The following is a 22476-nucleotide window of genomic DNA, read 5'->3' on the forward strand; positions in this document are numbered from 1 at the left end:
GGGCGTTTAGCCCCGATGAACGGACAAACCCGCGAACGATTGCGCCACCGGCATCAGTTCGATCGTGTTGATGTTGACGTGTGCCGGGCGAGTGGCGATCCAGTAGATCGAATCGGCGATATCTTCGGCCGTCAGCGGCTGGACGTTTTCGTAGACCTTGCCGGCCTTTTCGTCGTCGCCCCGAAAGCGTACGTTCGAAAATTCGGTGCCGCCGCACAGACCGGGTTCGATGTCCGTCACGCGAAGCGACGTGCCCGCGAGGTCCGCGCGCAGGTTCAGGCTGAACTGGCGCACGAACGCCTTGGTGGCGCCGTAGACGTTGCCGCCCGCATAAGGCCAGCGGCCCGCTACCGAGCCGAGGTTGAAGATATGGCCGCGGTTGCGCTCGACCATGCCGGGCAGCAGCGCGTGCGTGACCTGAACGAGGCCGGTGCAGTTCGTTTCGATCATCGTCTGCCATTCGTCGAGGCTCGCTTTCTGCGCCGGCTCGACGCCCAGTGCAAGGCCGGCGTTGTTCACGAGCACGTCGATCGCGGCGAAGTCGGCCGGCAACGCTGCTGGGACCGCTTCCACCGCCGCGCGATCGCGCACGTCCAGTTCATAGGGCAGGAGGGCGTCGCCGAGTTCGGCGGCGAGCGCATCCAGACGGTCTTTGCGGCGGGCCGTGGCGACGACGCGATGGCCGCCCTTGACGAAGGCACGAGCGATGGCGGCGCCGAATCCTGCGGACGCACCGGTGACGAACACGATCATTACAGTTCCCTGGTCGGTAGAAGACAAAGGCCCCAAGCCTACTTCCAATGCGGCGCTGCGGCAAGGATAGGCGAGCCGGATGGATTGCGCCGCAAGACGTCCGCGCACGCTTCCTGGCGGGCCTTCGCGGGACGGCTGTGCGCTGTGTTTCGCGCCCTCGGGTGCCGTCGTGCCGGTGCCTTGCGCGACGGGGGAAACCTGGTTGCCTATTCGATCCTCTTCCAATAAACTAACGCGCTCATCCCTGCGTGACTGGCGATAGAACCGATCCAACCAATCGGGTTCAAGGTGGAAAAACCCACCGTGAAGCGCAGGGTGCCGTTTTGCCGTTCGCCTGGGCAGCCGTGATCCGCGCGCATCAATCTGCGCTGACGGTGGCTGTCCTGCCTCGCGTGTGCGGCGACTCTCCTCTCGCCACGTCAGGGCTGGCCCAGCCGCCAGCAGCGCCGCGTACCCTCTACGCAAGATTCGGCGCACGATCCGGTCAACCTGAACACACTCAACGGAATCCGTATGTTTGACAGAGCCCAAAGCACCATCGCCAACGTCGACCCTGAACTCTGGAAGGTGATCGAACAGGAAAACCGTCGTCAGGAAGAGCATATCGAACTGATCGCGTCGGAAAACTACACGAGCCCGGCTGTGATGGCTGCACAAGGCTCGCAACTCACGAACAAGTACGCCGAAGGGTACCCGGGCAAGCGCTACTACGGCGGGTGCGAATACGTCGACGTGGCGGAGCAGCTCGCGATCGACCGCGTGAAGCAGCTGTTCGGCGCCGAGGCTGCCAACGTGCAACCGAACTCGGGCTCGCAGGCTAACCAGGGCGTGTTCTTCGCCATGCTCAAGCCGGGCGACACGATCATGGGCATGAGCCTCGCGCACGGCGGCCACCTGACTCACGGCTCGCCCGTCAACATGTCGGGCAAGTGGTTCAACGTCGTGAGCTACGGCCTGAACGAAGCCGAAGACATCGACTACGACGCTGCCGAGAAGCTGGCCCAGGAACACAAGCCGAAGCTGATCGTTGCCGGTGCGTCCGCGTTCGCGCTGCGCATCGACTTCGAACGTCTGTCGAAAATTGCGAAGTCGGTCGGCGCGTACTTCATGGTCGACATGGCGCACTACGCGGGTCTGATCGCTGCGGGCGTGTATCCGAACCCGGTGCCGCATGCAGACTTCGTCACCACCACCACGCACAAGAGCCTGCGTGGCCCGCGCGGCGGGGTGATCCTGATGAAGGCCGAATACGAGAAGCAGATCAACTCGGCAATCTTCCCGGGCATTCAGGGCGGCCCGCTGATGCACGTGATCGCCGGCAAGGCGGTTGCGTTCAAGGAAGCGCTGTCGCCGGAATTCAAGGCTTACCAGCAACAAGTCGTTGAGAATGCCCGCGTGCTGGCCGAGACGCTCGTCAAGCGCGGTCTGCGCATCGTGTCGGGCCGTACTGAAAGCCACGTGATGCTGGTCGATCTGCGCGCGAAGAAGATTACCGGCAAGGCTGCGGAAGCCGCGCTCGGCGCCGCTCACATCACGGTCAACAAGAACGCGATTCCGAACGACCCGGAAAAGCCGTTTGTGACGAGCGGTATTCGTCTGGGCTCGCCGGCCATGACCACACGCGGCTTCGGCACCAAGGAAGCAGAGCAGGTGGGTAACCTGATCGCCGACGTGCTGGACAACCCGGAAGACACGGCCACCATCGACCGCGTGCGCGGCCAGGTCGCCGAGTTGACGCAGCGTTTCCCGGTCTACGGCTAAGCCGCCATGCATTGCCCTTTCTGCCGTCACGCCGATACGCAGGTTGTCGACTCGCGTGTCTCCGAAGACGGCGCGACGATTCGCCGGCGCCGCCGCTGCCCGGCCTGCGACAAACGTTTTACGACGTATGAGCGGGTCGAGCTGGCGTTGCCGTCGGTCGTCAAGAAAGACGGCAGCCGTACCGAATTCGATCGCCGCAAGATTGTCGCGAGCATGCAACTGGCGCTGCGCAAGCGCCCGGTTGCAGCAGACGCGATCGACGCGGCCGTCGCCCGGATCGAGTACCAACTGCTCGGCAGCGGCGAGCGCGAGGTGCGCAGCGAGCGCCTCGGCGAACTCGTAATGAACGAGTTGCGCGCGCTCGACACCATTGCCTACGTTCGTTTCGCCTCAGTTTACCGGCGCTTTGAAGACGTCTCTGAATTTGAAGACGTGATCGAAGAGTTCCGCCACGCTTCCTCTCCTCCCAAGCCGTCGCGCAAGCGCTGAGCCCCCACGTCCCTCGCGTCGCGTCCGACTATTCGTGTTGTGCCGCGTCGCTTCGAGTCTCTGCATTTCCCGCTCCCTCATCGTTCGTCGCGTGAATTCTTGCGCGCAATAGCGTCTGAATGCCACCTGGCCATTCGGCCGATTGTTGAGCCGTCCTCGAACCGCTAGATTGGCCGCATTCTTTGAAATATTCAGGGATGCAAATGAAACAGCATGCAATCGCTCCGCCGCCGTGCGGCGGATTTACGCTTGTCGAAACGCTGGTCGTGGTCGCGCTGCTGGCGGTGGTCGTGTTGATGGCGACTCCATCGTTCGTAGCGTGGCAGGTGCGGGATCAGGTCGATGCCCGCGCAAAGGCGCTCATGTCGACGCTCGGCTATGCGCGCAGCGAGGCTTTGCGTCGCGGCGCTCGCGTGACCGTATGCCGGACAGATGCGGCGAGGCACTGCCTGGCCGCCGGGCAACCGTGCGGCACGGGCCCGACCGACTGGTCTTGCGGCTGGGCGGTACTGGCGGATCGAGGCGGCACTCTTACGTTGCTGCGCGCCCATCCCTCGCTCCCATCGGTGAGCATTGTGGGTACGCAGACAAATCTGACGTTCACGCCGCCCGCGGGTCAGTTGATCGGCACTTTCCGCAGTTTCGACATTGCGCCGCGTGCGCCATCGAAAGCGACTCAGGGCGATAAGTGGCGGCGCTGCATTCGCATTGCTGCGGGTGGTCGGACGCGGATTGCAGAAGGTGCGTGCGGGGCGGCGTCATGAGGCGGCTCATCGAACCGTCTTTGGCGCAAGCACCATCGGAACGTTGCCGCAGCAAGTGCGGCGGCACCTCGTTGATCGAAGTGATGCTGGCCGTCGCAGTGCTCGCGGTCACGGCACTCGGTTTGATCGCCGGGCAGTTGTGGACAGCGCGCGAGGCCCGGGCAATGTCGATGCGGGAACAGGCGGCGTGGATAGCCGATTCGGTGGCTGAGGCGATGTCTGCGCCGTCAGGCAACGAGGCGGCGCTCGCGTGGTGGAACTCGCGCGCGGCAACAGTGTTGCCGCGCGGCGACGCGTCGGTCGTCGCGACAGGTGGCGTGTCGGCGGCTCGCGCGACATGGTCGGCTTCGCAGAACTTGCCGCGCACAAACGACGTGATCGACAAGCCCGAGCCGTGTGGCGGAGTGAGCGCGCCCGTGGGCTTCTCGTGCATCGCACTGGCGTTCGTCAAATGATGTCGCGCTTGCATCGTGCGTGCGGTCATACGTTGGTCGAGTTTGTTATTGCCGTCGCGCTGGGGCTCGTGGTGACCGCGGGAACGGTGTCGCTCTATACGACGCAGCGCGCAGCCTTTGAGCACGCGAGCAACGGGCTGCGAATCCGCGAGGCCGGTTGGACAGCGCTGACCGTTGTCGGGCAGCAGTTGCAAATGGGAGGGTTCGTGCCGGCAGACGCTTCGCAATACCGCGCACCGGCGCCATTGTTCGGCTGTTCGGGCGGTCACCCCGCCGGCACGGATGACAGCCGTCTGACCTGCGAGACATTGCCTGGTAAATCAGACGGCGTCGCGGTGCGATATGTCGGCGATAGCGTGTCGACGTGGCCGTCATCCACGGGACAAACAACGGACTGTCTCGGGCAAGCCGTGACCAGTAGCAGCGCTACGCTTGGCGAGCGCGGCGTGCCGGTGGTCAATCGCTTCTACGCCGAGGCGAGCGGCTCGACCGGCGAGCCGGAGCTCTATTGCGAAGGCAATGGCAAGACAGGCTCTGCGCAACCGCTGGTCGAAGGCGTCGAGCGGCTGCGCATCAGGTATTGGCTGGCCGGCGCGGTGAATGCAATCGACGCGTCGGCGGTAATGCCCGACCAGTGGGCGAGCGTTGTCGCGGTCGATCTGTGTGTGCTCGTGCGGGGCGCGCCCCAAGGGCAGCGCTCGCGCTATGCGGATTGCGATGGCGTCAGCAGCATTGCGAGCGACCTGCGTCCGCGGCAAGCGTTCTGGCGTCGGATCGCGCTGCGCAACTACGTGGAGGCTGTTTCGTGACTGACACACCCGGCAGAACGGCGTGCCGCTGCGTCGCTCATGCGTTGTGCGGCTGCTCGCAGCAATTGGCGCTGCAGGTGGCGCGTGCTAGCACGAGGCGCCGTGCTTCGCGCCCACGTCACGACGCGCATCGCACGCGTTGCCGCGGCGCCGTGCTGCCCATCGTTTTGCTGATTTCGGCGATGCTGTTGGCGACATCGGCGGCCTGGTTCGAAGCATCGGTCGCGGCCGCGCGTAGCGCCGTCAATGTGCGCGACTACTTGCAGGCATTCCATGCTGCCGACTCGGCATTGACCTTGTGTGCCCGCAGCGTCGTCGCAGGCACGGGCATTGGCGCATTGGCATCGCCGCCAGTCGCCCGCGAGCCGACGCAGTGGAAAGTCGAAGCTACGTTCGAGGCCGCAGCCGCGACACTCGTCGCTCAGTGGCCCGGAACACTGCGCGCGCCGCAATGCATGGTCGAAGGATGGAGTCTGCCGGCTCGCCCCGACGCGCGCGCGTACCTGCTGACATCGCGCGGGTATGGCATGAACAAGGACTCGCAGGTATGGCTGCAAATGGAACTTGTTATCGATGGCGACAGGATCGAACGCCATTGGCGGCGCGTCGCCGCGCGGCCATTTTAGTGAGGCATGGATGACAAGGGCGCACGTATCCGCATTTACCTTGCTCGAGCTGATTATCACTCTCGCGATAGTCGCGGTGCTGGCCGTCTTTGCCGTGCCGTCGTATCGCACCCACGTCGTGCGAACGCACCGGGTCGACGCGGCATCGGCGCTGTTTCGGGCGGCGCAGTTCGTCGAAGGTGCAGCAAGTGACAGCATTGCCGCGTTGCCGCCGGGCCTCGATCAGGCTCCGCAATTCGGCACGGCTGTCTACCGGCTGCATGTACTGCCGGCGGACGATGCTAACGGCGGTTATTTAATTGAAGCGGCCCCGGACGAATCGGGGCCGATGCGCGATGACGCGTGTGGCGTCTTCACGCTCGACGCAACAGGGATGCGAACTAACAAGAATGTCGCGAACGGGTCGGCACCGCCCACCGGGCAGTGTTGGGGCGCTGGCTAGCAAGCGCCTCGAAGTTGGCACACGCCGCAGTGCGTTCGTTGAAGGACAGGAGTGCAGGCAACCACTGGACGCTCAAGTAATTAGCCAACAACCCGGCACGTCACCTTTCGTCGCCCGAACCGTCCGAACCATACGATGCACGCGACTCCCCTTTGATCTGCTGCCACACGCGGTACGCTTCCCACGCGGCAAGCGCGAGGCCACCCCATTTCAGCGCGGGCTTTGCGCCAGCAGCAACGGTCGCGCGCAGCGGCTTCGCGAGGACGAGCGAGGCGATCGAGCTGACCAGCGGATACTGTTTGAGAAGAGCGCCAATGGTCCCGGCGTTCAGGAAGTTCGCCTTAGAGCCGGTGCCCATGCGCAATCCGCCGAAACCCGGCACGATGAACTTGAGCCAACTGAAGTGTGTGACGGCTTCGCGCAATTCGATCGTCGCCTGGGCCAATTCCATGCGCTCGACGTCCGCGCGCACGAGCAGCAATTCCTTGCGTAGCGCGCGCAAGTGCGGCGCGCTAAGGTCTCTCGCCGGCTGGCGCTTGTTGCGGAATGCGGAACTTGAATGGCTCTGGCTCATGGCGTATCGGCATTATGGAGGGCTAGGAACAGCGCACGGAACGGCACAACGAGCGGCGCAAAGAACGGCATGAAAAGAGTCGGTGCAACCGGTGCGCTTCACATACGCTGAACAACCGGTTCACGAACTTGCCAATCGACAAAAACGTCGCGCGCTCCGTGCGCTCGCGGTGCTACGGTCTACGAAATACGTCGCGGTCTTTTTCGAATTCGGCGATGGTGGACTCGAAGACCATTGGTGCATCACGCAGACCACTGCGCGCTTTTAGCGCGCAGACCAGTCCTGCAATCGCATAAACCAGTGTGATGCCGGCAAGCGCCTGCCACCGGTATGTGTCCCAGAACGCGATGGCGACCAGCGCGGTAAGAGCGATCAGGGCCATGGTGGTCAGCATCATCGCCGCAAGGCCAAGAAAGAGCACGCCCAGAAGGCGGTCTTTTTCCTCAGCCAGTTCAATGCCGACCAGTTCAAGGCGTGTTTGCAGAATGGCAGACACCGAACTGATGATGCGGCGTAACGGGCTATGTAGTTCGCGCTGCGAATGTGTGTCGGTCGTCATGGCTGTGGGCGTTGCGCGTGGTGGCCTAAGCGGCGCGTGCAAACGTGCGCGCCAAGATAAGCGGACCGGCCGGACATGCGCCGGTCCGCTTGATTCGCTGGCAAGCCGGACTTAGTTCGTCCGGCAACGGGCAATGGTGTTACTTGCGGTTGATCAGCAGACCCAGCAACACGCCGGCGCCCGCAGCAATGCCGATGGATGCCCACGGGTGCTCGTGAACGTAGTCGTCGGTTGCGCGAGCAGCCTTCTTGCCTTTCTCGACCACGACGACTTGCACGTCGGCAGCTTTTTCCCGGGCTTGCTTCAGACGGGACAGCGCCGTTTCGCGCAGTTCCGAAGCGCGCTCGCCCGTTGCGCTTGCGGCCTGTTTCAGCAGGTCTTCCGCGTCCGCGAGGACGGTTTTGATATCCGACATCAATCTCTCCTTGTTGACTTCCGACATTGACAGCTCCCCTTTTCGTTCTCACGCCACGCGTGAATCCTAACCAAAGAAACGGCGGCTGGCGAGCGCACTGCCCGGTCTGCGGAGCCGAACGCACGAACCGTTCCCGGCGAGGCTAAACACTTCCGGACAACATCTGCATGACTCTCACAGATGATGTTAGTGCATGATTGAGTTGATCTGTCCCGCAAAGTTTCCACTAAATCGGCGAAAATTACAAAAAGGCATAAAGTAGTGAGCCGATGTTCGTTCGTCATGTACGGTCGTTGCCGTATGCTTTATCTTTGCCAAGCGCTGCGGGAAATGCTCGCGCTGGTGTCCGAATACTTAAGGAGATGCACATGAGTCTACGTCTTGGCGATACCGCACCGGATTTCGAGCAGGAATCCAGTATCGGCCGCATCAAGTTTCATGAATGGCTCGGCGACAGCTGGGGCGTGCTGTTCTCGCACCCGGCCGACTTTACGCCGGTCTGCACCACGGAACTCGGCCTGACTGCCAAGCTCGCCGAGGAATTCGAGAAGCGCAACGTGAAGACCATTGCGTTGTCGGTCGACAGCGCCGAGTCGCACAAGGAGTGGATCAAGGACATCAACGAGACGCAGGCCGCCAACGTCGGGTTTCCAATTCTGGCCGATGGCGACCGCAAAGTGTCCGAGTTGTACGACATGATTCACCCGAACGCCAATGAAACGCTCACGGTTCGCTCGCTGTTCATCATCGATCCGAAGAAGAAGGTGCGTCTGATCATTACCTACCCGGCAAGCACGGGGCGCAACTTCGACGAAGTGCTGCGCGTAATCGATTCGCTTCAGCTCACCGACAGCCACTCGGTTGCAACGCCCGGCAACTGGAAGCAGGGCGACGACGTCGTGATCGTGCCGTCGCTGAAGGACGAAGAGGTGATCAAACAGAAATTCCCGAAAGGCTACAAGGCGCTGCGTCCGTATCTGCGCATGACGCCGCAGCCGAACAAGTAAGCGCGGTCTCGGCGCAAGGCCAGAGGCATTCGAAGGCAGAAAGTCGAAAGCAGAAAGCCAGAAGCCGAAAGTCGCGCCATACACGGACAAAAGGCCGGTTCATCGCGAACCGGCCTTTTACTTTTGACGCAGGAGCAAACCGCGCTGCGACAAACCTCAGCTTGCCGTCGGAAAGGCTTTAGAAAAACGCCTGGATGCCCGTTTGCGCGCGTCCGAGAATCAGCGCGTGAATGTCGTGCGTGCCTTCGTACGTGTTGACCACTTCGAGATTCACCAGATGCCGCGCGATGCCGAACTCGTCGGAGATGCCGTTCCCGCCCAGCATGTCCCGCGCGAGCCGCGCAATGTCGAGTGCCTTGCCGCATGAATTGCGTTTCATGATCGACGTGATCTCGACGGCCGCCGTGCCTTCATCCTTCATACGACCGAGGCGCAGCACGCCTTGCAGGCCGAGCGTGATCTCCGTCTGCATATCGGCAAGTTTTTTCTGGATCAACTGGTTTGCCGCGAGCGGCCGGCCGAACTGCTTACGGTCGAGCACGTACTGACGCGCGGTGTGCCAGCAGGATTCCGCGGCGCCCAAGGCGCCCCACGCAATGCCGTAGCGGGCGGAGTTCAGACACGTGAACGGACCGCGCAGGCCGCTCACTTCCGGGAAGCGGTTTTCTTCCGGTACGAACACTTCGTCGAGCACGATCTCGCCGGTGATCGACGCGCGCAGGCCCACCTTGCTATGGATGGTCGGCGCTGAGAGTCCCTTCCAACCCTTCTCGAGGATGAAGCCGCGAATCGCGTCCTTGCCGTTTTCCTCGAGCTTGGCCCACACCACGAAAACGTCGGCGATCGGCGAGTTGGTGATCCACATTTTCGAGCCCGACAGCGAATAGCCGCCGTCGACCTTCTTTGCGCGCGTCACCATGCTGCCCGGGTCGGAGCCGTGATTAGGCTCGGTCAGTCCGAAGCAGCCGATCCATTCGCCGGTGGCGAGCTTCGGCAGGTATTTCTGCTTCTGTGCCTCGGAGCCGAACTCGTAGATCGGCACCATGACCAGTGAAGACTGGACCGACATCATTGACCGGTAGCCGGAGTCGACGCGCTCCACTTCACGCGCGATCAAGCCATACGCCACGTAGTTCAGCCCGGGACCGCCGTATTGCTCGGGAATGGTCGGACCGAGCAGGCCCAGTTCGCCCATTTCGCGGAAGATTTCGATGTCGGTCTTCTCGTGACGGAACGCTTCCAGCACGCGCGGCTGCAACTTGTCCTGCGCATACGCCGCGGCGGCGTCGCGCACCATGCGTTCGTCTTCGGTGAGCTGCTGATCCAGCAACAGCGGGTCTTCCCAGTGAAACTGCGCGGCCTCGGCCATGACGTATCTCCTCATTCTTTGCTTGATTCAAGCTTGACTAGAGTTCCGCTATGCAGAACAATGTTTTGCAAACCACGACTGAGTGTATCACCCGATGACGCCCGCATCCACTTTGTCCGATCCGCTCGACGAGCGCAAATTCGTTGTCGCCCTCGCACGCGGGCTCGATTTGCTGCGGGCATTCAAGCCGGGCGAAACGATGCTCGGCAATCGCGACTTCGTCGAACGCACCGGTTTGCCCAAGGCGACTGTGAACCGTCTCGCCTACACGCTGACCGTGCTCGGCTATCTTCGGCTTGATGAGGCGTTGGGAAAGTACGCGCTCGATGCCGGCGTGCTGTCGCTCGGGTTTGCGCTGCTCTCGGGCACCGACACGCTCGAACTCGCCCGCCCGCACATGCGCGGGTTTGCGCGCGAGGTAGGCGCGGCTGTTTCGCTTGGCTGCCGTGACGGCCTTGACATGATCTACCTCGACACGATACGCAGCGAAACCGCGCTCACGCTCGGCCTCGCGCCCGGCTCGAAACTGTCGATGCTGACGAGTTCCATGGGTCGCGCATATCTCGCTGTGCAACCTGTCGACGTGCGCGCCGCGTTGCTTGCGGAACTCAGGAAAGCGGCGGGGAAGGGCGGTGCGGCGCTGGTGGCCGACGCTGTGAAGGAAATCGCCGCGTTCGAAAAGGAGCGTTGCTGCTATTCGTTCCGCGCCTGGCACGACGACGTCAACGCGGTTGCCGTGCCGTTTCGCGAGCCGCGCGAAGGGCGCTGGCTTGTGCTCAGTTGCAGCGGGCCGGCTTCGTCGATGGGAGAAGACGTGTTTCGGGAGAAGGTTGCGCCGCGGCTGAAGGCGCTTGCGCGGCGCCTCGGCGACGCTGGTTGAGGATTCGCGTTCGAGCCGAGTGGCGTGCATCAAGCGCATCAAGCGCATCGACCGCATCATCCGCATCAACCGGATCAAGCCAGGCGGACCGCCCCGAGCGGATCAAGCCAACCCGCAAATCAAGCCGCGCGGTCGTGATAATGCGCATTGAACAGTGGCCCTTGCACGAAGCGCACATCGTATTGCTGCAACGCTTCGAATTGCGGTTCGTCCATCACGCGATTGAAGATCAGCGGAATCCCCAGCCGGCTCGCGTATCCCACTAACGGCTTGACCGTCGCGTCGCGCAACGCGGTCGCCGCATCCATCTTGATGAAGTCCAGCCGAGCGGTGTCCGACACCGACAGAATTTGCCCCGCGTTGGACAGGTTGCCCGCCACCTTGAAGCCGTAGTGCTGATAGCTCTTGGTCAAATAGCCGAGAAACGTCTTATGCGCGACCGCGGCTGCCGGCAGTTCGATCACTATCCTCGACGGGTTCAACCCGAACGACGTGAGCACGCTCGAAAAGTGCCGCCCATGATCGTATTTCACGCTCTTCAGAAGCCGCTCGTGTACGCGCAGGAATAGCAGGCCGTGCCGTTGTGCGCCGAAGAAATTGACTGAGTGAAGCGCGCGCGACATGCGGTCGAGCGCGACGACTTCCTGGTCGTCGGCGATGCGGTCGAACGCGTCGAACATATCGAACGGCGCGGCGTCGAGCCGTTGCGTGACAGCCTGGAAGCCCAACTCATCGCCGAAACGGTCGACGTTTTCGACGTCCGACGACATCGATTGCGCCAGCGCATGCACGCTGATGTCGAAGATCGGTTCGTAGGCGCTCGTGAGCTCGAGGTCGTGGAACCGGGCGAGCGCAATCTCGCCGTGCGTGCCATGTCCCATCGCCAGATGTGTGCCGAGGAACGGATGCTCAGAGGCGCGGGCAACGAGGCTGGGAATGGTCGGCGGAATCATTTAGGCGAATGGGTCAGGTGAGTGGTGCGTTCGCTCGAAACTCCAGACAGAGCTCATGCGCCGCATGCTTCGATGGTAGCAGTCCGCATCGCGCGCACATGAACAAAATGCTGCTAACGATATCCGCCAGCCCTTGCCTGGCGGCGACGCCGCGCGTTTGTTGTCCCGCTTCCAGGGTATACGTTAATTTCACTTAACGTAATTCGTTTTACCATGCGTAAATTGTCGCGTGACTGGCGAGAGCCTACTCGCGCCGTTTCGTGCAATTCGCATTGGCCCGCAGCCGCCGACATTCCAACCATTACACGTGGAGACAATTCCCATGAGCGCCAAGCCGGCATCCGCCGCCCCCAACGTGATCGAAGTCGAGCGGGTGCTCGGCGAGACGCATCACCCGGCATTCCAGTTCTTGCTGCTCGCGCTGTGCGGACTCTGCCTCGTGATCGACGGCTTCGACGCGCAGGCCATGGGTTACGTCGCGCCGAGCGTGATCGGCGAATGGCATGTGTCGAAGGCGGCGCTCGGCCCGGTATTCAGCGCAAGCCTGTTCGGCATGCTGCTCGGGGCATTGGGGTTGTCGGTGCTGGCGGACCGCATTGGTCGGCGTCCGGTGCTGATCGGTGCAACGTTTTTCTTTGCGCTGTCGATGCTGGCGACGCCGTTTGTCTCGACGATTCCCGCATTGATCGCGCTGCGCTTCATCACGGGCCTCGGCCTCGGTTGCATCATGCCGAACGCAATGGCGCTGGTGGGCGAATTTTCGACGCCCGCCCATCGCGTCAAGCACATGATGCTGGTGTCGTGCGGCTTCACGTTGGGCGCGGCGCTGGGCGGCTTCATCAGCGCTGCGCTGATTCCGGCCTACGGCTGGCGCGCGGTGTTCTGGGTCGGCGGCGCGGTGCCGCTGGTGCTGGCGGTCGCCATGCTCGTCGCGCTGCCCGAGTCGTTGCAATTTCTCGTACTGAAGGGCCGCAGCGAGCGCGCGTTGCGCTGGCTCGCGAAGTTCAATCCCAGCCTGCCGATCGATGCGAACACGCGCGTCGTCGTGCGCGAGAAGGGCAATGCCGGTGCGCCGGTCGCTGAGTTGTTCCGCGCGGGGCGTGCTCCGGTCACCTTGATTCTGTGGGCGATCAGCTTCATGAACCTGATCGATCTGTACTTTCTGTCGAACTGGCTGCCGACCGTCATGCGCGATGCAGGCTATTCGCCGGGCACGGCGGTGATCGTCGGCACGGTGTTGCAGACGGGCGGCGTGGTCGGCACGTTGCTGCTCGGCTGGTTCATCGAACGCTTTGGTTTCGTGCGCGTGCTGTTCGTGTGCTTCGCGGGCGCGGCACTCGCTGTCGGCACCATCGGCAGCGTGGCGCATGCTTTGCCGTGGCTGCTCATCGTCGTGTTTGCGGGCGGCTTCTGTGTAGTCGGCGGGCAGCCGGCCGTGAACGCGCTCGCGGGCCACTTTTATCCGACCACACTACGATCGACGGGCATCGGCTGGAGCCTCGGAATCGGGCGTATCGGCTCGGTGATCGGGCCGCTGGTCGGCGGTCAACTGATCGCGCTGAACTGGTCGAACGAATCGCTGTTCCATGCGGCCGCGGTGCCGGTGCTGTGTTCCGCGTTGCTGGTGATCGCGCTCGCCGCGGCGACGCGGCAACGCAGTCGCCCGTCCGAACCGCAAACCGCGTGAAGTGATGTCTAGGGTCAACGGAGAATCTTGCATGGATACCTCAACACGTCAGCCGAATACCGTCAGGTCGCGGCTCGAGATCGAACCCGGCTATCAGTCGGGCTTCGGCAACGAATTTGCGACCGAGGCTTTACCGGGCGCGCTGCCTGAAGGGCGCAATTCGCCACAGCGCGCGGCTTATGGTTTGTATGCCGAGCAGTTGTCCGGCACCGCTTTCACCGCACCGCGCGGGCACAATCGGCGCACCTGGCTGTACCGCATTCGTCCCGCGGCAGTGCATAAGCCGTTCACGCCGCTGCCTTCGGAGCGGCTCGTCGCGAATTTCGCCGAAGTGCCGCCGACGCCGCCGAATCAGCTGCGCTGGGACGCATTGCCGATGCCAGGCGAGCCGACGGATTTCGTCGACGGCTGGGTCACGATGGCGGGCAACGGCGCCGCCGAATCGATGAGCGGCTGCGCGATTCACCTGTACGCGGCGAACCGCTCGATGACGGACCGTTTCTTCTACAGTGCCGACGGCGAGTTGCTGATCGTGCCGCAGGAAGGGCGCCTCGATATCGCGACGGAACTCGGCCGGCTCGAAGTGGGGCCGTTCGAGATCGCGGTGATTCCGCGCGGCGTGCGCTTCGCGGTGAGCTTGCCGGACGGCACGGCGCGCGGCTACATCTGCGAAAACTTCGGCGCGTTGCTTCGCTTGCCGGACCTCGGGCCAATCGGCTCGAACGGCCTTGCCAATCCGCGCGACTTCCTCACGCCGCATGCGGCTTACGAGGACCGCGAAGGCGACTTCGAACTCGTCGCGAAGATGAACGGCAACCTGTGGCGCGCGGACATCGGACATTCGCCGCTCGACGTGGTCGCGTGGCACGGCAATTACGCGCCGTATAAATACGACTTGCGGCGCTTCAACACCATCGGCTCGATTAGCTTCGACCATCCGGACCCGTCGATCTTTCTGGTGTTGCAATCGCAAACCGACACGCCGGGCGTGGATTCACTCGACTTCGTGATTTTTCCGCCGCGCTGGCTCGCCGCCGAAGACACGTTCCGCCCCCCATGGTTTCATCGCAATGTCGCGAGCGAATTCATGGGGCTTGTGCACGGCGTCTACGACGCGAAGGCCGAGGGCTTCGTGCCGGGCGGCGCGAGCCTGCATAACTGCATGTCCGGTCACGGCCCGGACGCGGATACATTCGAGAAAGCTTCGCACAGCGATACGTCGAAGCCGGTCAAGGTTGGCGACACCATGGCGTTCATGTTCGAAACCAGGACGCTGATCAAGCCGACCCGTTTTGCGCTCGAAACCGCGCAACTTCAGGCGCACTACTACGAGTGCTGGCAAGGTCTTAAGAAACACTTCAACCCGGAGCAACGATGAGCGCATTGAGCGATCTTCAGGCGACGCTCGATCCGTCGCGCAAAAGTTGGGTGCAGTCGGCCAACGAACCGAGCAACGATTTTTCGATTCAGAACTTGCCGTTCGGCATTTTCAGCGACAGCAAAGACGACGCGCCGCGCGTGGGCGTTGCAATCGGCGATGAGATCGTCGATCTGGCGGCGCTGGAGGCGGCGGGCTTGCTCACGGTGCCCTCAAAGGCAGGCGTTTTCGCGCGCGATACCTTGAACGAGTTCATCGCGCTTGGCCGCGACGCATGGCGCAGCGTGCGCATCCAGTTGAGTAATCTGCTTTCGCGCGACACCGCGACTTTGCGTGACGACGCGGCGTTGCGAGCGAAGGCGCTGGTGCGTCAGGCCGACGCGCGGCTACATCTGCCCGTGCAAATTCCGGGCTACACGGATTTCTATTCGTCGAAGGAGCACGCAACGAATGTCGGCTCCATGTTCCGCAATCCGAAGGATGCGCTGCTGCCGAACTGGTCCGAGATGCCGATTGGCTACAACGGACGCGCGTCGTCGGTCGTGGTGAGCGGCACGCCGGTGCGCCGGCCGAACGGTCAATTGAAGCTGCCCGATCAGGAGCGTCCCGTGTTCGGCGCCTGCCGTAAGCTGGACATCGAGCTGGAGACCGGCTTCGTGATCGGCGGCGGCAACGCATTGGGCGAGCCGATCGCCTGTACCGATGCCGAAGCGCATATCTTCGGCATGGTGCTGTTGAACGACTGGAGTGCGCGCGACATCCAGCAATGGGAATACGTGCCGCTCGGCCCGTTCAATTCAAAATCATTCACGACCACCATTTCGCCGTGGATCGTCACGCTGGATGCGCTCGACGCGTTCCGCGTCGCACAGCCCGTGCAGGAGCCGCAGCCGCTTGCGTATCTGCGGCACGACGGCGAGCATGCATTCGACATAGCGCTGGAAGTAAAGCTACGGCCGCAAGGCGCGAAACAGGCCACGACCATTGCGCGAACCAACTTCAAGTACATGTACTGGACGATGGCTCAGCAACTCGCGCATCACACGGTGGGGGGTTGCAACACGCGGGTGGGCGACCTGATGGGCTCGGGCACGATCAGCGGGCCGACGGAAGACTCGTACGGCAGCCTGCTCGAACTCACGTGGAACGGCAAGAAGCCGCTGGAATTGAAAGAGGGCGGCACGCGCAGCTTTATCGAAGACGGCGACGAGTTGACGCTCTCGGGTTGGTGCCAGGCGGACGGTTATCGCGTGGGCTTTGGAACGTGCGTCGGCGAGATTCTGCCGGCGAAGGCCTGAGGAAGAAACGCCCGCGCTCGCGCGAAGCGCGGCGGCATGAACCGGTGCGAGCCCGCGCAGGCGGCTGTCAACCCACCACCGCCATCCGCTGCGTGCGCCGGTCGATGGACACCGACCACAGCGTGAGCACGAGCGCCCCGATCGAGGTCGCGACGCCGACCCACGGCAGCGTGGTCAACGGCGCGCCCGCGCCGATCGCCATGCCGCCGAGCCATGCGCCGGTTGCGTTGCCGAGGTTGAACGCGCCCTGGTTCAACGTCGACGCAAGATTCGGCGCGTCGCTCGCGCGATTGACGATCAGCATCTGCAATGGCGGCACGATTGCAAATGCCAGAACACCCCAAACGAAAACGGTGATCATTGCCGGAACTTCGGCATGCATGGTGCCGGCAAAGACCGCGAGAATCACGACGATGGCGAGCAGAAAGGCGACCAGCGACGGCATCAGGCGCCAGTCGGCGAGCTTGCCGCCAAGCGTGCTGCCGACCGTCAGGCCGAGCCCGAACAGCAGCAGCACGAGTGTGACGGCGTGCGGCGTGAAGCCGGTCACGTCTTCGAGAATCGGCGTGATGTACGTGAAAGTGGAGAAGAGGCTCGCTGAAGCGAGCACGCTGATGCCGAGCACCATCAACACCTGCGGATTTTTCAGCACGCTGAATTCGCGCACGAGGCTCGCCTTCTGCATCTCGATCTGCGCCGGCAGACACACGGCGAGCGCGGCAGCTGCGGCAATGCCGATGGCCGTCACGGCCCAGAAGGTCGCGCGCCAGCCGACAGCCTGGCCGAGCGCGGTACCGAGCGGCACGCCGAGCACATTCGCGAGCGTGAGGCCGGTGAACATTAGCGCGATGGCCTGCGCGCGGCGGTTCGGCGCGACGAGACCCGCGGCGACCACCGAGCCGATGCCGAAGAACGCGCCATGGCAGAACGCCGTGACGATCCGCGCGGCCATCAACACCGCATAGCCCGGCGCCAACGCGCACAGCAGATTGCCGACGATGAATACGCCGATCAGGCTCATCAGCGCTTTCTTGCGCGGCATGTTGGCGACCGCGATTGCCACGATCGGCGCGCCGATGGTCACGCCAAGCGCGTATGCCGAGACCAGCATGCCCGCTGCCGGGATCGAGACAGACAGGTCGCGGGCGACGTTGGGCAACAGCCCCATGATGACAAATTCGGTGGTGCCTATGCCAAAGGCGGCAACGGCGAGAGCAAGCAGGGGCAAAGGCATGGCAGCAGACTGTGGATCGGCGCGGCGCGAAGCGTCGCGCGGCCGGCGCGCGTTTTCGGGACGAGAGCGCATGCGCCGAGGGGGATGCAAAACATTCAGGGATTCTACCTAAGTCAAAACGATAGTGCTGAGCGCCGATGCGAACGTTGTTTTTCGCTGAACACCGCGCGACGTCACGGCGCTTGAGTGTGTGCGACCCGTGGTGCCGACAGCTACGGTTGCTCCTTTTCAGCGCCCGGCTAGCTGCTTCCTTCGTGCGAGTCAGGCGTCTCGCCGTGACGTCCAGCGCCTTTTGCAAAACGCGCGGCACCGGCGATGCCTTCGTCGAATACAGCCCGATATCCGCCGGCGCCTTCGCGCTGGAGCGCCTCCGCCAGGTCGCCGAGCATGCTGTTTTCGAGCACCGAGCGGCGGTCCGCTAGCAGCGCCGCCTGCGGGAATGCTGCGAGATCCGCGGCCAGTTGCTCTGCCGCGACGCGCGCCTCGCCCCTTGCAACCACACGGTTGACGAGGCCGAAACCGAGCGCTTCCTGGGCGCTCACCGCACGTCCCGTCAGAATCAGATCGAGCGCGCGCGACATGCCGATCAGCCGCGGCAAGCGGATCGTGCCGCCGTCGATCAACGGAATGCCGACGCGCCGGCAGAACACGCCGAGCACCGCATCGTCCTCCGCGACACGCAGGTCGCACATCGCACCCAGTTCCAGGCCGCCCGCCACCGCATATCCCGCGATGGCCGCGATGACCGGCTTCGTGAAGCTCGTGCGCGTCGGTCCCATTGGCCCAGGTCCGCTGCCGTCTGCGTGTATTTCGTTGCGGAGGTTTTCGTTGGCCAGCGCGCTCAGATCCGCGCCCGCGCAAAAGGTGCCGCCCGCCCCGAACAGCACTGCGGCGCGCCACGCCGGTTCCGCCTCGAAGCATTGGAACGCGGCGCTCAAAGCGTCGGCGACAGCGCGGTCGACGGCATTTCGGCGCTCGGGGCGCTCAAGCACGACCGTTGCTACGCCGTTATCCTGGTTAGCCTCTATGCGCACATATCGATTGAAATTCAGGGTGTCTTTCATCGTTGTGTCCTTGAAGGTCCGCGTTCGCCCGTCAGTTCGGGCGTTTGTGCCGCGCTCGTCGGCACTCATGCAGAGCAGTTAATACCGTGGCTTGACATGCTTCTTTCACAATCGACTCGTAGCGTTAGCGCTCTCTTAACGCGCTGGCGAATCTTCGCCGGCTCTTCGAGCCTGCCTTTGCCTCTAATCAATTCATCGTCCGGAACTGCGCCGGCCTGCGCTGAGACGGTCTGGATCGTGCCGCTGCATCAACATTCATGGTACGACCATGTGCGCCTGAAACGCGTGTTCGTCGCCGACGGCACCCGGCATCAGGTCGTGCTGGTCGACGTGCGCAAACTGCTCGCCTGCGCCGATCGCGACAACACCGACTACGTTCTGAAGCCTATCGCCGAATGGCATGCGGGCAAGGTGCGCGGCATTCGCGAATTTCTCGATCCGGACAATCCTCGTATTCCGCAGATGCCCTACGTGACGATTTGCACGCGCCGCGCGCCGGGTCTACTGGGTTGGTTCGGTTTCGAGCGCGAGGGTGTGGTGGCGTTTCGCAATGGCCAGCATCGCGCGCGTTATCTTGCCGACGCCGGCGCACGCTGGTTTCCGGTGGAAGTGCACGAGCGCGAGGCGGCCTTGCTGCGTGAGATGTGCGGCGCACCGGACGACGCCCGCACCGCGATCCGCCCCGTTTCGCTGAAGGTCGGCGGCGTCTAGCCTGCTGTGCCCGCTGCGCTCGTTGCAGGGACCGCGTTGCGAGGCACACCCGTTTGCCAGGCGGCGACGTTATCGAGCGTAGTCTGCGCGATCTCGTTCATCGCCTCGCGTGTGAAAAACGCCTGGTGCGCGGTCACGATGACGTTCGGGAACATCAGCAGACGCGCGAGCACGTCGTCTTGCAGCGGGAGATTCGAATGGTCTTCGAAGAAGAGTCCGCCTTCTTCCTCGTAGACGTCGAGCCCCAGATGGCCAAGCTGGCCGTCCTTCAAGGCACCGACCAGCGCATTGCTTTCGACGAGTCCGCCGCGCCCCGTGTTGATCAGCATCGCGCCGCGCTTCATTTTGGCCAGCGCGGCGGCGTCGATCAGATGGTAGGTCGACGGCACCAACGGACAGTGCAAACTCACGATGTCTGATTCCGCCAGAAGCGTGTCGAGCGCGACATAGCGCGCGCCGAGCGCGAGCAGGTCGCTCGCGGGCGTGCCGGGATCGTGCGCGAGAACACGCATGCCGAAGCCCGCCATGATGCGGCCGAACACGCGGCCAATCATGCCGGTGCCTATCACTCCCACCGTCTTGCCGTGTAAATCGAAACCGAGCAGTCCATGCAGCGAGAAATCGCCTTCCCGTGTACGGGCGACGGCGCGCGGAATGCGCCGGTTCAGCGCGAGGATCAGGCCCACTGCGTGCTCGGCCACCGCGTGCGGCGAATAGGCAGGCACCCGGGCGACCGCGATGCCGAGACGTTCGGCCGTTGCGAGGTCCACGTGGTTGAAGCCGGCGGACCGTAAGGCAATCATCCGCGTGCCGCCTGCATATAGCCGCTCCAGCACGGCCGCGTCGACCCGGTCGTTGACGAACGGGCACACCACCTCGTAGCCCTGCGCCAGAACAGCAGTTTCGCTGTCCAGATGCGATTCCTGGAAATGCAGCTCATAGCCATGGCGGCTGTTCGCTCCAGTGAAAGTTTCGATGTCGTATTGGCGGCTGCTGAAGAGAATGATGCGCATCGCGTATCCCCATGAACGTTTCGCGGCGCTCGCGAATTCCCGGCTAATGCCGACGAGTCAAGTCTGCCTGGAGCGAATGAGTATAAGGGAGCTATCGCAATAAGCAATGCGCTAAAGCGAATGCGGATGGAGTTTGTTTAGGTCCGCGCTCTGTGAAGTCAAGTGTTCATGGCAAAAAAATAGCATTGACAGGGATACTAAACTTTCATAATTTAAAAAAGCTCGTGAATCACCGCTCCATTCATGAGTAAAGGCATTTCGTGCAAACCGCATTTGCGGCGCTTCACCCTGCCGGGCGCATCAAGCGAAGTCCGGTCAGCAATGTTTTCCGTTTAATGACGCAGTAGTTAGCGCGGCATTCGTGATTTGCTGCGCGCTATCTTTGCGCCATATGACGCCATTCCATCTTTTCCGTGGGATAGCTGATTTAAGTCCACTATCGACCACGGCAACAAGCTTAATTTCTCTTACGTAGATACTTAGCAATTTGCGAATAATTTCAAAAATCGGCTATTCAACATGATCGGTGAATTGCTGAGGACTCAACCGGAGATCGCTCTGTTCACGAGCCTCGCAATCGGCTATTTGATTGGCTCTTTCCGTATTGGTCCTATCCAGCTGGGCGGTGTTTGCGGCACATTGATCGTTGCGTTGTTACTTGGCCAGACAGGCGCGCGCCTCGCGCCCGATCTGAAGAACATCGCCTTCGCATTGTTCATCTTTGCGCTGGGCTTCACCGGTGGGCCGCAGTTCTTCGCCAATATCGGTCGGGGGTGGCGCTATGGGCTGCTGTCAGTGGTCGAGATCGTGTCGGTGCTCGTGCTGATCATGATCGCGGTGACCGTCATGCGGCTCGATGCCGGCACTGCGGCTGGTCTGCTGGCCGGCGCGGCGACGGAGTCGGCCGTGATCGGCACGGCCTCCGAGGCGATTGCCAGGCTCGGCTTCGACGAAGCGCAGACGCTGCGTCTGCAAGCCAACATCGTGACCGCGTACAGCGTGAGTTACCTGTTCGGGCTGATCACTATCGTCCTCTTTACGAGCCAGTTTGCACCTTTGCTGTTGCGCATCGATCTGCGCGAGGAGGCGGCGCGCGTGTGGCGCAAGCTCGGCGGCGACGGAGCGTTGGGCGAGGGCCAGCATGCCGCCGCACCGGCGCTGGTCGGCCGCGTTTTTCGCATCGGCGCGGCGCATGGTGCAACAGTTCTCACCATCGAACAGCAGCACGGCTTCAATCTCACCATCGAGCAGGTGCGGCGCAACGGCGCGAATGTGCCGGTAGATCCGCACCTCGCGCTGGCCTCGGGCGACATTGTGCTCGTCGCGGGCCGCCGCGAAGCGATCGTCGCCGCGGCGCCGGATCTCGGCGATGAAGTCGACGGCGCCGGCTTCGGCCAGGTGCTCGCCGAGAAACTCGACGTCGTGTTGACACGGCGCGACGCGCACGGTCTCACGGTTGCCCAGATGCGTGAGCGGGCACCGCCGGACGAGGCGCGTGGCGTCTACATCGCGGCCGTCACGCGGCTGGAGACGACGATACCCGCGTTGCCCGGCACCGAACTGAATCGCGGCGACGTGCTGACGCTGGTCGGCGCCAAGGCCGATGTCGAGCGCGGCGCGCGGCGTCTCGGCTATGTGCTCGTCGCAACGCAGAAGACCGACTTCGTCTATCTGGGCCTCGGCGTGCTGGTCGGCATGGCGATTGCCCACCTGGGCGGGCGCATCGGCGGCGTGTCGCTCGCATTGGGCACCGGCGGCGGCTGTTTGCTGTCCGGGCTGCTGTTCGGCTGGATCCGCTCGCGCCATCCGCTCGTCGGCTCGCTGCCTCCGGCGGCCGCGCAGATTCTCAAGGACTTCGGGCTCGCCACTTTCATTGCCGCGGTGGGATTGTCGGCGGGACCGGACGCCATCAAGCTGGTGCGCGAATACGGCCTCGCGCTGCCCGTAGCCGGCATTCTGATGGTGCTCGTGCCGGGGCTGCTGTCGTTGTGGATTGGCCGCATGTTCCTCAAGCTCGAAACGCCGATGCTGCTTGGCGCCATCGCCGGTCAGCAGTGCAGCACGCCGGCAATAAGCGCGCTCGTCGGTGTGACCGGCAACTCCACGCCGGTGATCGGCTACACAATCACCTACGCGCTTTCCAACATCTTTCTGCCGTTGATGGGACCGGTCGTGGTCGGCCTGGCCGGCAAGCTCAGCTAGCCGGTCGGATTCACCGCGCGGGGGTCGAACACC

At 63.1% G+C, this 22476-nt stretch carries 23 protein-coding genes and 1 riboswitch; of the genes, 14 read left to right on the forward strand and 9 right to left on the reverse strand.

Going from position 1 to position 22476, the window contains the following annotated elements; all coding sequences use genetic code 11:
- Positions 1 to 6: 6 nt before the first annotated feature.
- Positions 7 to 753 (reverse strand): bifunctional NADP-dependent 3-hydroxy acid dehydrogenase/3-hydroxypropionate dehydrogenase YdfG, encoded by a 747-nt coding sequence (ydfG, locus tag J2W46_RS12915; RefSeq protein WP_288824428.1) that lies wholly within the window; start codon positions 751 to 753, stop codon positions 7 to 9.
- A 238-nt stretch (positions 754 to 991) separates the two neighbouring features.
- Positions 992 to 1100: riboswitch (ZMP/ZTP riboswitch) on the forward strand.
- A 166-nt stretch (positions 1101 to 1266) separates the two neighbouring features.
- Between ydfG and glyA the strand changes: the two genes are divergently transcribed.
- From glyA to J2W46_RS12950, 7 genes are all read left to right on the forward strand, one after another.
- Positions 1267 to 2514, forward strand: a complete 1248-nt coding sequence (gene glyA / locus J2W46_RS12920; RefSeq protein WP_204520272.1) for a serine hydroxymethyltransferase — start codon at positions 1267 to 1269, stop codon at positions 2512 to 2514.
- Between the two features lie 6 nt (positions 2515 to 2520).
- The gene (nrdR, locus tag J2W46_RS12925) at positions 2521 to 3003 is read left to right on the forward strand and encodes a transcriptional regulator NrdR (RefSeq protein ID WP_020069733.1); all 483 of its coding nucleotides are present in this window, start codon (positions 2521 to 2523) and stop codon (positions 3001 to 3003) included.
- 203 nt (positions 3004 to 3206) lie between these two features.
- Complete coding sequence (locus J2W46_RS12930) at positions 3207 to 3767, forward strand: GspH/FimT family pseudopilin (RefSeq protein ID WP_310354220.1); 561 nt, start codon at positions 3207 to 3209, stop codon at positions 3765 to 3767.
- A gap of 20 nt (positions 3768 to 3787) precedes the next feature.
- Positions 3788 to 4222: a type IV pilus modification PilV family protein gene (locus J2W46_RS12935; RefSeq protein WP_374726828.1), complete on the forward strand. Its 435-nt coding sequence runs from the start codon at positions 3788 to 3790 to the stop codon at positions 4220 to 4222.
- Positions 4219 to 5031 (forward strand): PilW family protein, encoded by an 813-nt coding sequence (locus J2W46_RS12940; protein ID WP_310354222.1) that lies wholly within the window; start codon positions 4219 to 4221, stop codon positions 5029 to 5031. The genes J2W46_RS12935 and J2W46_RS12940 overlap by 4 nt, the downstream gene beginning before the upstream one ends.
- Positions 5028 to 5657: a pilus assembly PilX family protein gene (locus J2W46_RS12945; protein WP_374726829.1), complete on the forward strand. Its 630-nt coding sequence runs from the start codon at positions 5028 to 5030 to the stop codon at positions 5655 to 5657. Before J2W46_RS12940 ends, J2W46_RS12945 begins: the two co-directional genes overlap by 4 nt.
- A 10-nt stretch (positions 5658 to 5667) precedes the next feature.
- Positions 5668 to 6099, forward strand: a complete 432-nt coding sequence (locus tag J2W46_RS12950; RefSeq protein ID WP_310354224.1) for a type IV pilin protein — start codon at positions 5668 to 5670, stop codon at positions 6097 to 6099.
- A gap of 100 nt (positions 6100 to 6199) precedes the next feature.
- Here J2W46_RS12950 and J2W46_RS12955 read toward each other — a convergent pair whose 3' ends face one another.
- The 3 genes from J2W46_RS12955 to J2W46_RS12965 form a co-directional block, all read right to left on the reverse strand.
- Positions 6200 to 6673, reverse strand: coding sequence for a DUF3318 domain-containing protein (locus J2W46_RS12955; protein WP_310354228.1), 474 nt, complete (start codon positions 6671 to 6673; stop codon positions 6200 to 6202).
- A gap of 172 nt (positions 6674 to 6845) precedes the next feature.
- Entirely contained in the window at positions 6846 to 7232 is a 387-nt protein-coding gene (locus tag J2W46_RS12960; RefSeq protein ID WP_310354230.1) for a phage holin family protein, read from the reverse strand.
- A gap of 139 nt (positions 7233 to 7371) precedes the next feature.
- On the reverse strand, positions 7372 to 7674 hold the full coding sequence (locus J2W46_RS12965) for a DUF883 family protein (RefSeq protein ID WP_006047848.1): 303 nt from the start codon (positions 7672 to 7674) through the stop codon (positions 7372 to 7374).
- Positions 7675 to 8015: 341 nt separating this feature from the next.
- On the opposite strand from J2W46_RS12965, the gene J2W46_RS12970 reads away from it, so the two are divergent.
- A complete protein-coding gene (locus J2W46_RS12970) occupies positions 8016 to 8654 on the forward strand; it encodes a peroxiredoxin (RefSeq protein ID WP_020069742.1) in 639 nt (212 codons plus the stop codon).
- Between the two features lie 178 nt (positions 8655 to 8832).
- Here the strand turns inward: J2W46_RS12970 and J2W46_RS12975 are convergent, their stop codons facing one another.
- Positions 8833 to 10023, reverse strand: a complete 1191-nt coding sequence (locus J2W46_RS12975) for an acyl-CoA dehydrogenase (protein WP_006047845.1) — start codon at positions 10021 to 10023, stop codon at positions 8833 to 8835.
- A 94-nt stretch (positions 10024 to 10117) separates the two neighbouring features.
- On the opposite strand from J2W46_RS12975, the gene J2W46_RS12980 reads away from it, so the two are divergent.
- Entirely contained in the window at positions 10118 to 10903 is a 786-nt protein-coding gene (locus tag J2W46_RS12980) for an IclR family transcriptional regulator (protein ID WP_131317749.1), read from the forward strand.
- A 119-nt stretch (positions 10904 to 11022) separates the two neighbouring features.
- On the opposite strand, the gene J2W46_RS12985 is transcribed toward J2W46_RS12980, so the two are convergent.
- Positions 11023 to 11856, reverse strand: coding sequence for an EAL domain-containing protein (locus J2W46_RS12985; protein ID WP_310354236.1), 834 nt, complete (start codon positions 11854 to 11856; stop codon positions 11023 to 11025).
- 322 nt (positions 11857 to 12178) lie between these two features.
- On the opposite strand from J2W46_RS12985, the gene J2W46_RS12990 reads away from it, so the two are divergent.
- Genes J2W46_RS12990 through fahA form a run of 3 tightly spaced genes read left to right on the forward strand, consistent with a single transcriptional unit; the run spans position 12179 to position 16219 of the window.
- The gene (locus tag J2W46_RS12990) at positions 12179 to 13543 is read left to right on the forward strand and encodes an MFS transporter (RefSeq protein WP_310354238.1); all 1365 of its coding nucleotides are present in this window, start codon (positions 12179 to 12181) and stop codon (positions 13541 to 13543) included.
- A 31-nt stretch (positions 13544 to 13574) separates the two neighbouring features.
- Positions 13575 to 14921: a homogentisate 1,2-dioxygenase gene (hmgA, locus tag J2W46_RS12995; RefSeq protein WP_310354240.1), complete on the forward strand. Its 1347-nt coding sequence runs from the start codon at positions 13575 to 13577 to the stop codon at positions 14919 to 14921.
- A complete protein-coding gene (fahA, locus tag J2W46_RS13000; RefSeq protein WP_310354242.1) occupies positions 14918 to 16219 on the forward strand; it encodes a fumarylacetoacetase in 1302 nt (433 codons plus the stop codon). Before hmgA ends, fahA begins: the two co-directional genes overlap by 4 nt.
- Positions 16220 to 16286: 67 nt before the next feature.
- On the opposite strand, the gene J2W46_RS13005 is transcribed toward fahA, so the two are convergent.
- Both J2W46_RS13005 and J2W46_RS13010 read right to left on the reverse strand, forming a co-directional pair.
- On the reverse strand, positions 16287 to 17453 hold the full coding sequence (locus J2W46_RS13005) for an MFS transporter (protein WP_310354244.1): 1167 nt from the start codon (positions 17451 to 17453) through the stop codon (positions 16287 to 16289).
- Between the two features lie 239 nt (positions 17454 to 17692).
- Positions 17693 to 18517, reverse strand: a complete 825-nt coding sequence (locus J2W46_RS13010) for a crotonase/enoyl-CoA hydratase family protein (protein WP_310354246.1) — start codon at positions 18515 to 18517, stop codon at positions 17693 to 17695.
- A gap of 96 nt (positions 18518 to 18613) precedes the next feature.
- Between J2W46_RS13010 and J2W46_RS13015 the strand changes: the two genes are divergently transcribed.
- Positions 18614 to 19228 carry a plasmid fertility inhibition factor family protein gene (locus J2W46_RS13015; RefSeq protein WP_204520282.1) on the forward strand — a complete coding sequence of 205 codons (615 nt, stop codon included), beginning with the start codon at positions 18614 to 18616 and terminating at the stop codon, positions 19226 to 19228.
- Here J2W46_RS13015 and J2W46_RS13020 read toward each other — a convergent pair.
- Positions 19225 to 20241: a 2-hydroxyacid dehydrogenase gene (locus tag J2W46_RS13020; RefSeq protein ID WP_310354248.1), complete on the reverse strand. Its 1017-nt coding sequence runs from the start codon at positions 20239 to 20241 to the stop codon at positions 19225 to 19227. The genes J2W46_RS13015 and J2W46_RS13020 overlap by 4 nt on opposite strands.
- A gap of 519 nt (positions 20242 to 20760) precedes the next feature.
- On the opposite strand from J2W46_RS13020, the gene aspT reads away from it, so the two are divergent.
- The gene (gene aspT, locus J2W46_RS13025) at positions 20761 to 22443 is read left to right on the forward strand and encodes an aspartate-alanine antiporter (RefSeq protein ID WP_310354250.1); all 1683 of its coding nucleotides are present in this window, start codon (positions 20761 to 20763) and stop codon (positions 22441 to 22443) included.
- Positions 22444 to 22476: the final 33 nt, after the last annotated feature.

It is taken from the genome of Paraburkholderia strydomiana, from assembly GCF_031456815.1.
Taxonomy (GTDB): domain Bacteria; phylum Pseudomonadota; class Gammaproteobacteria; order Burkholderiales; family Burkholderiaceae; genus Paraburkholderia; species Paraburkholderia caledonica.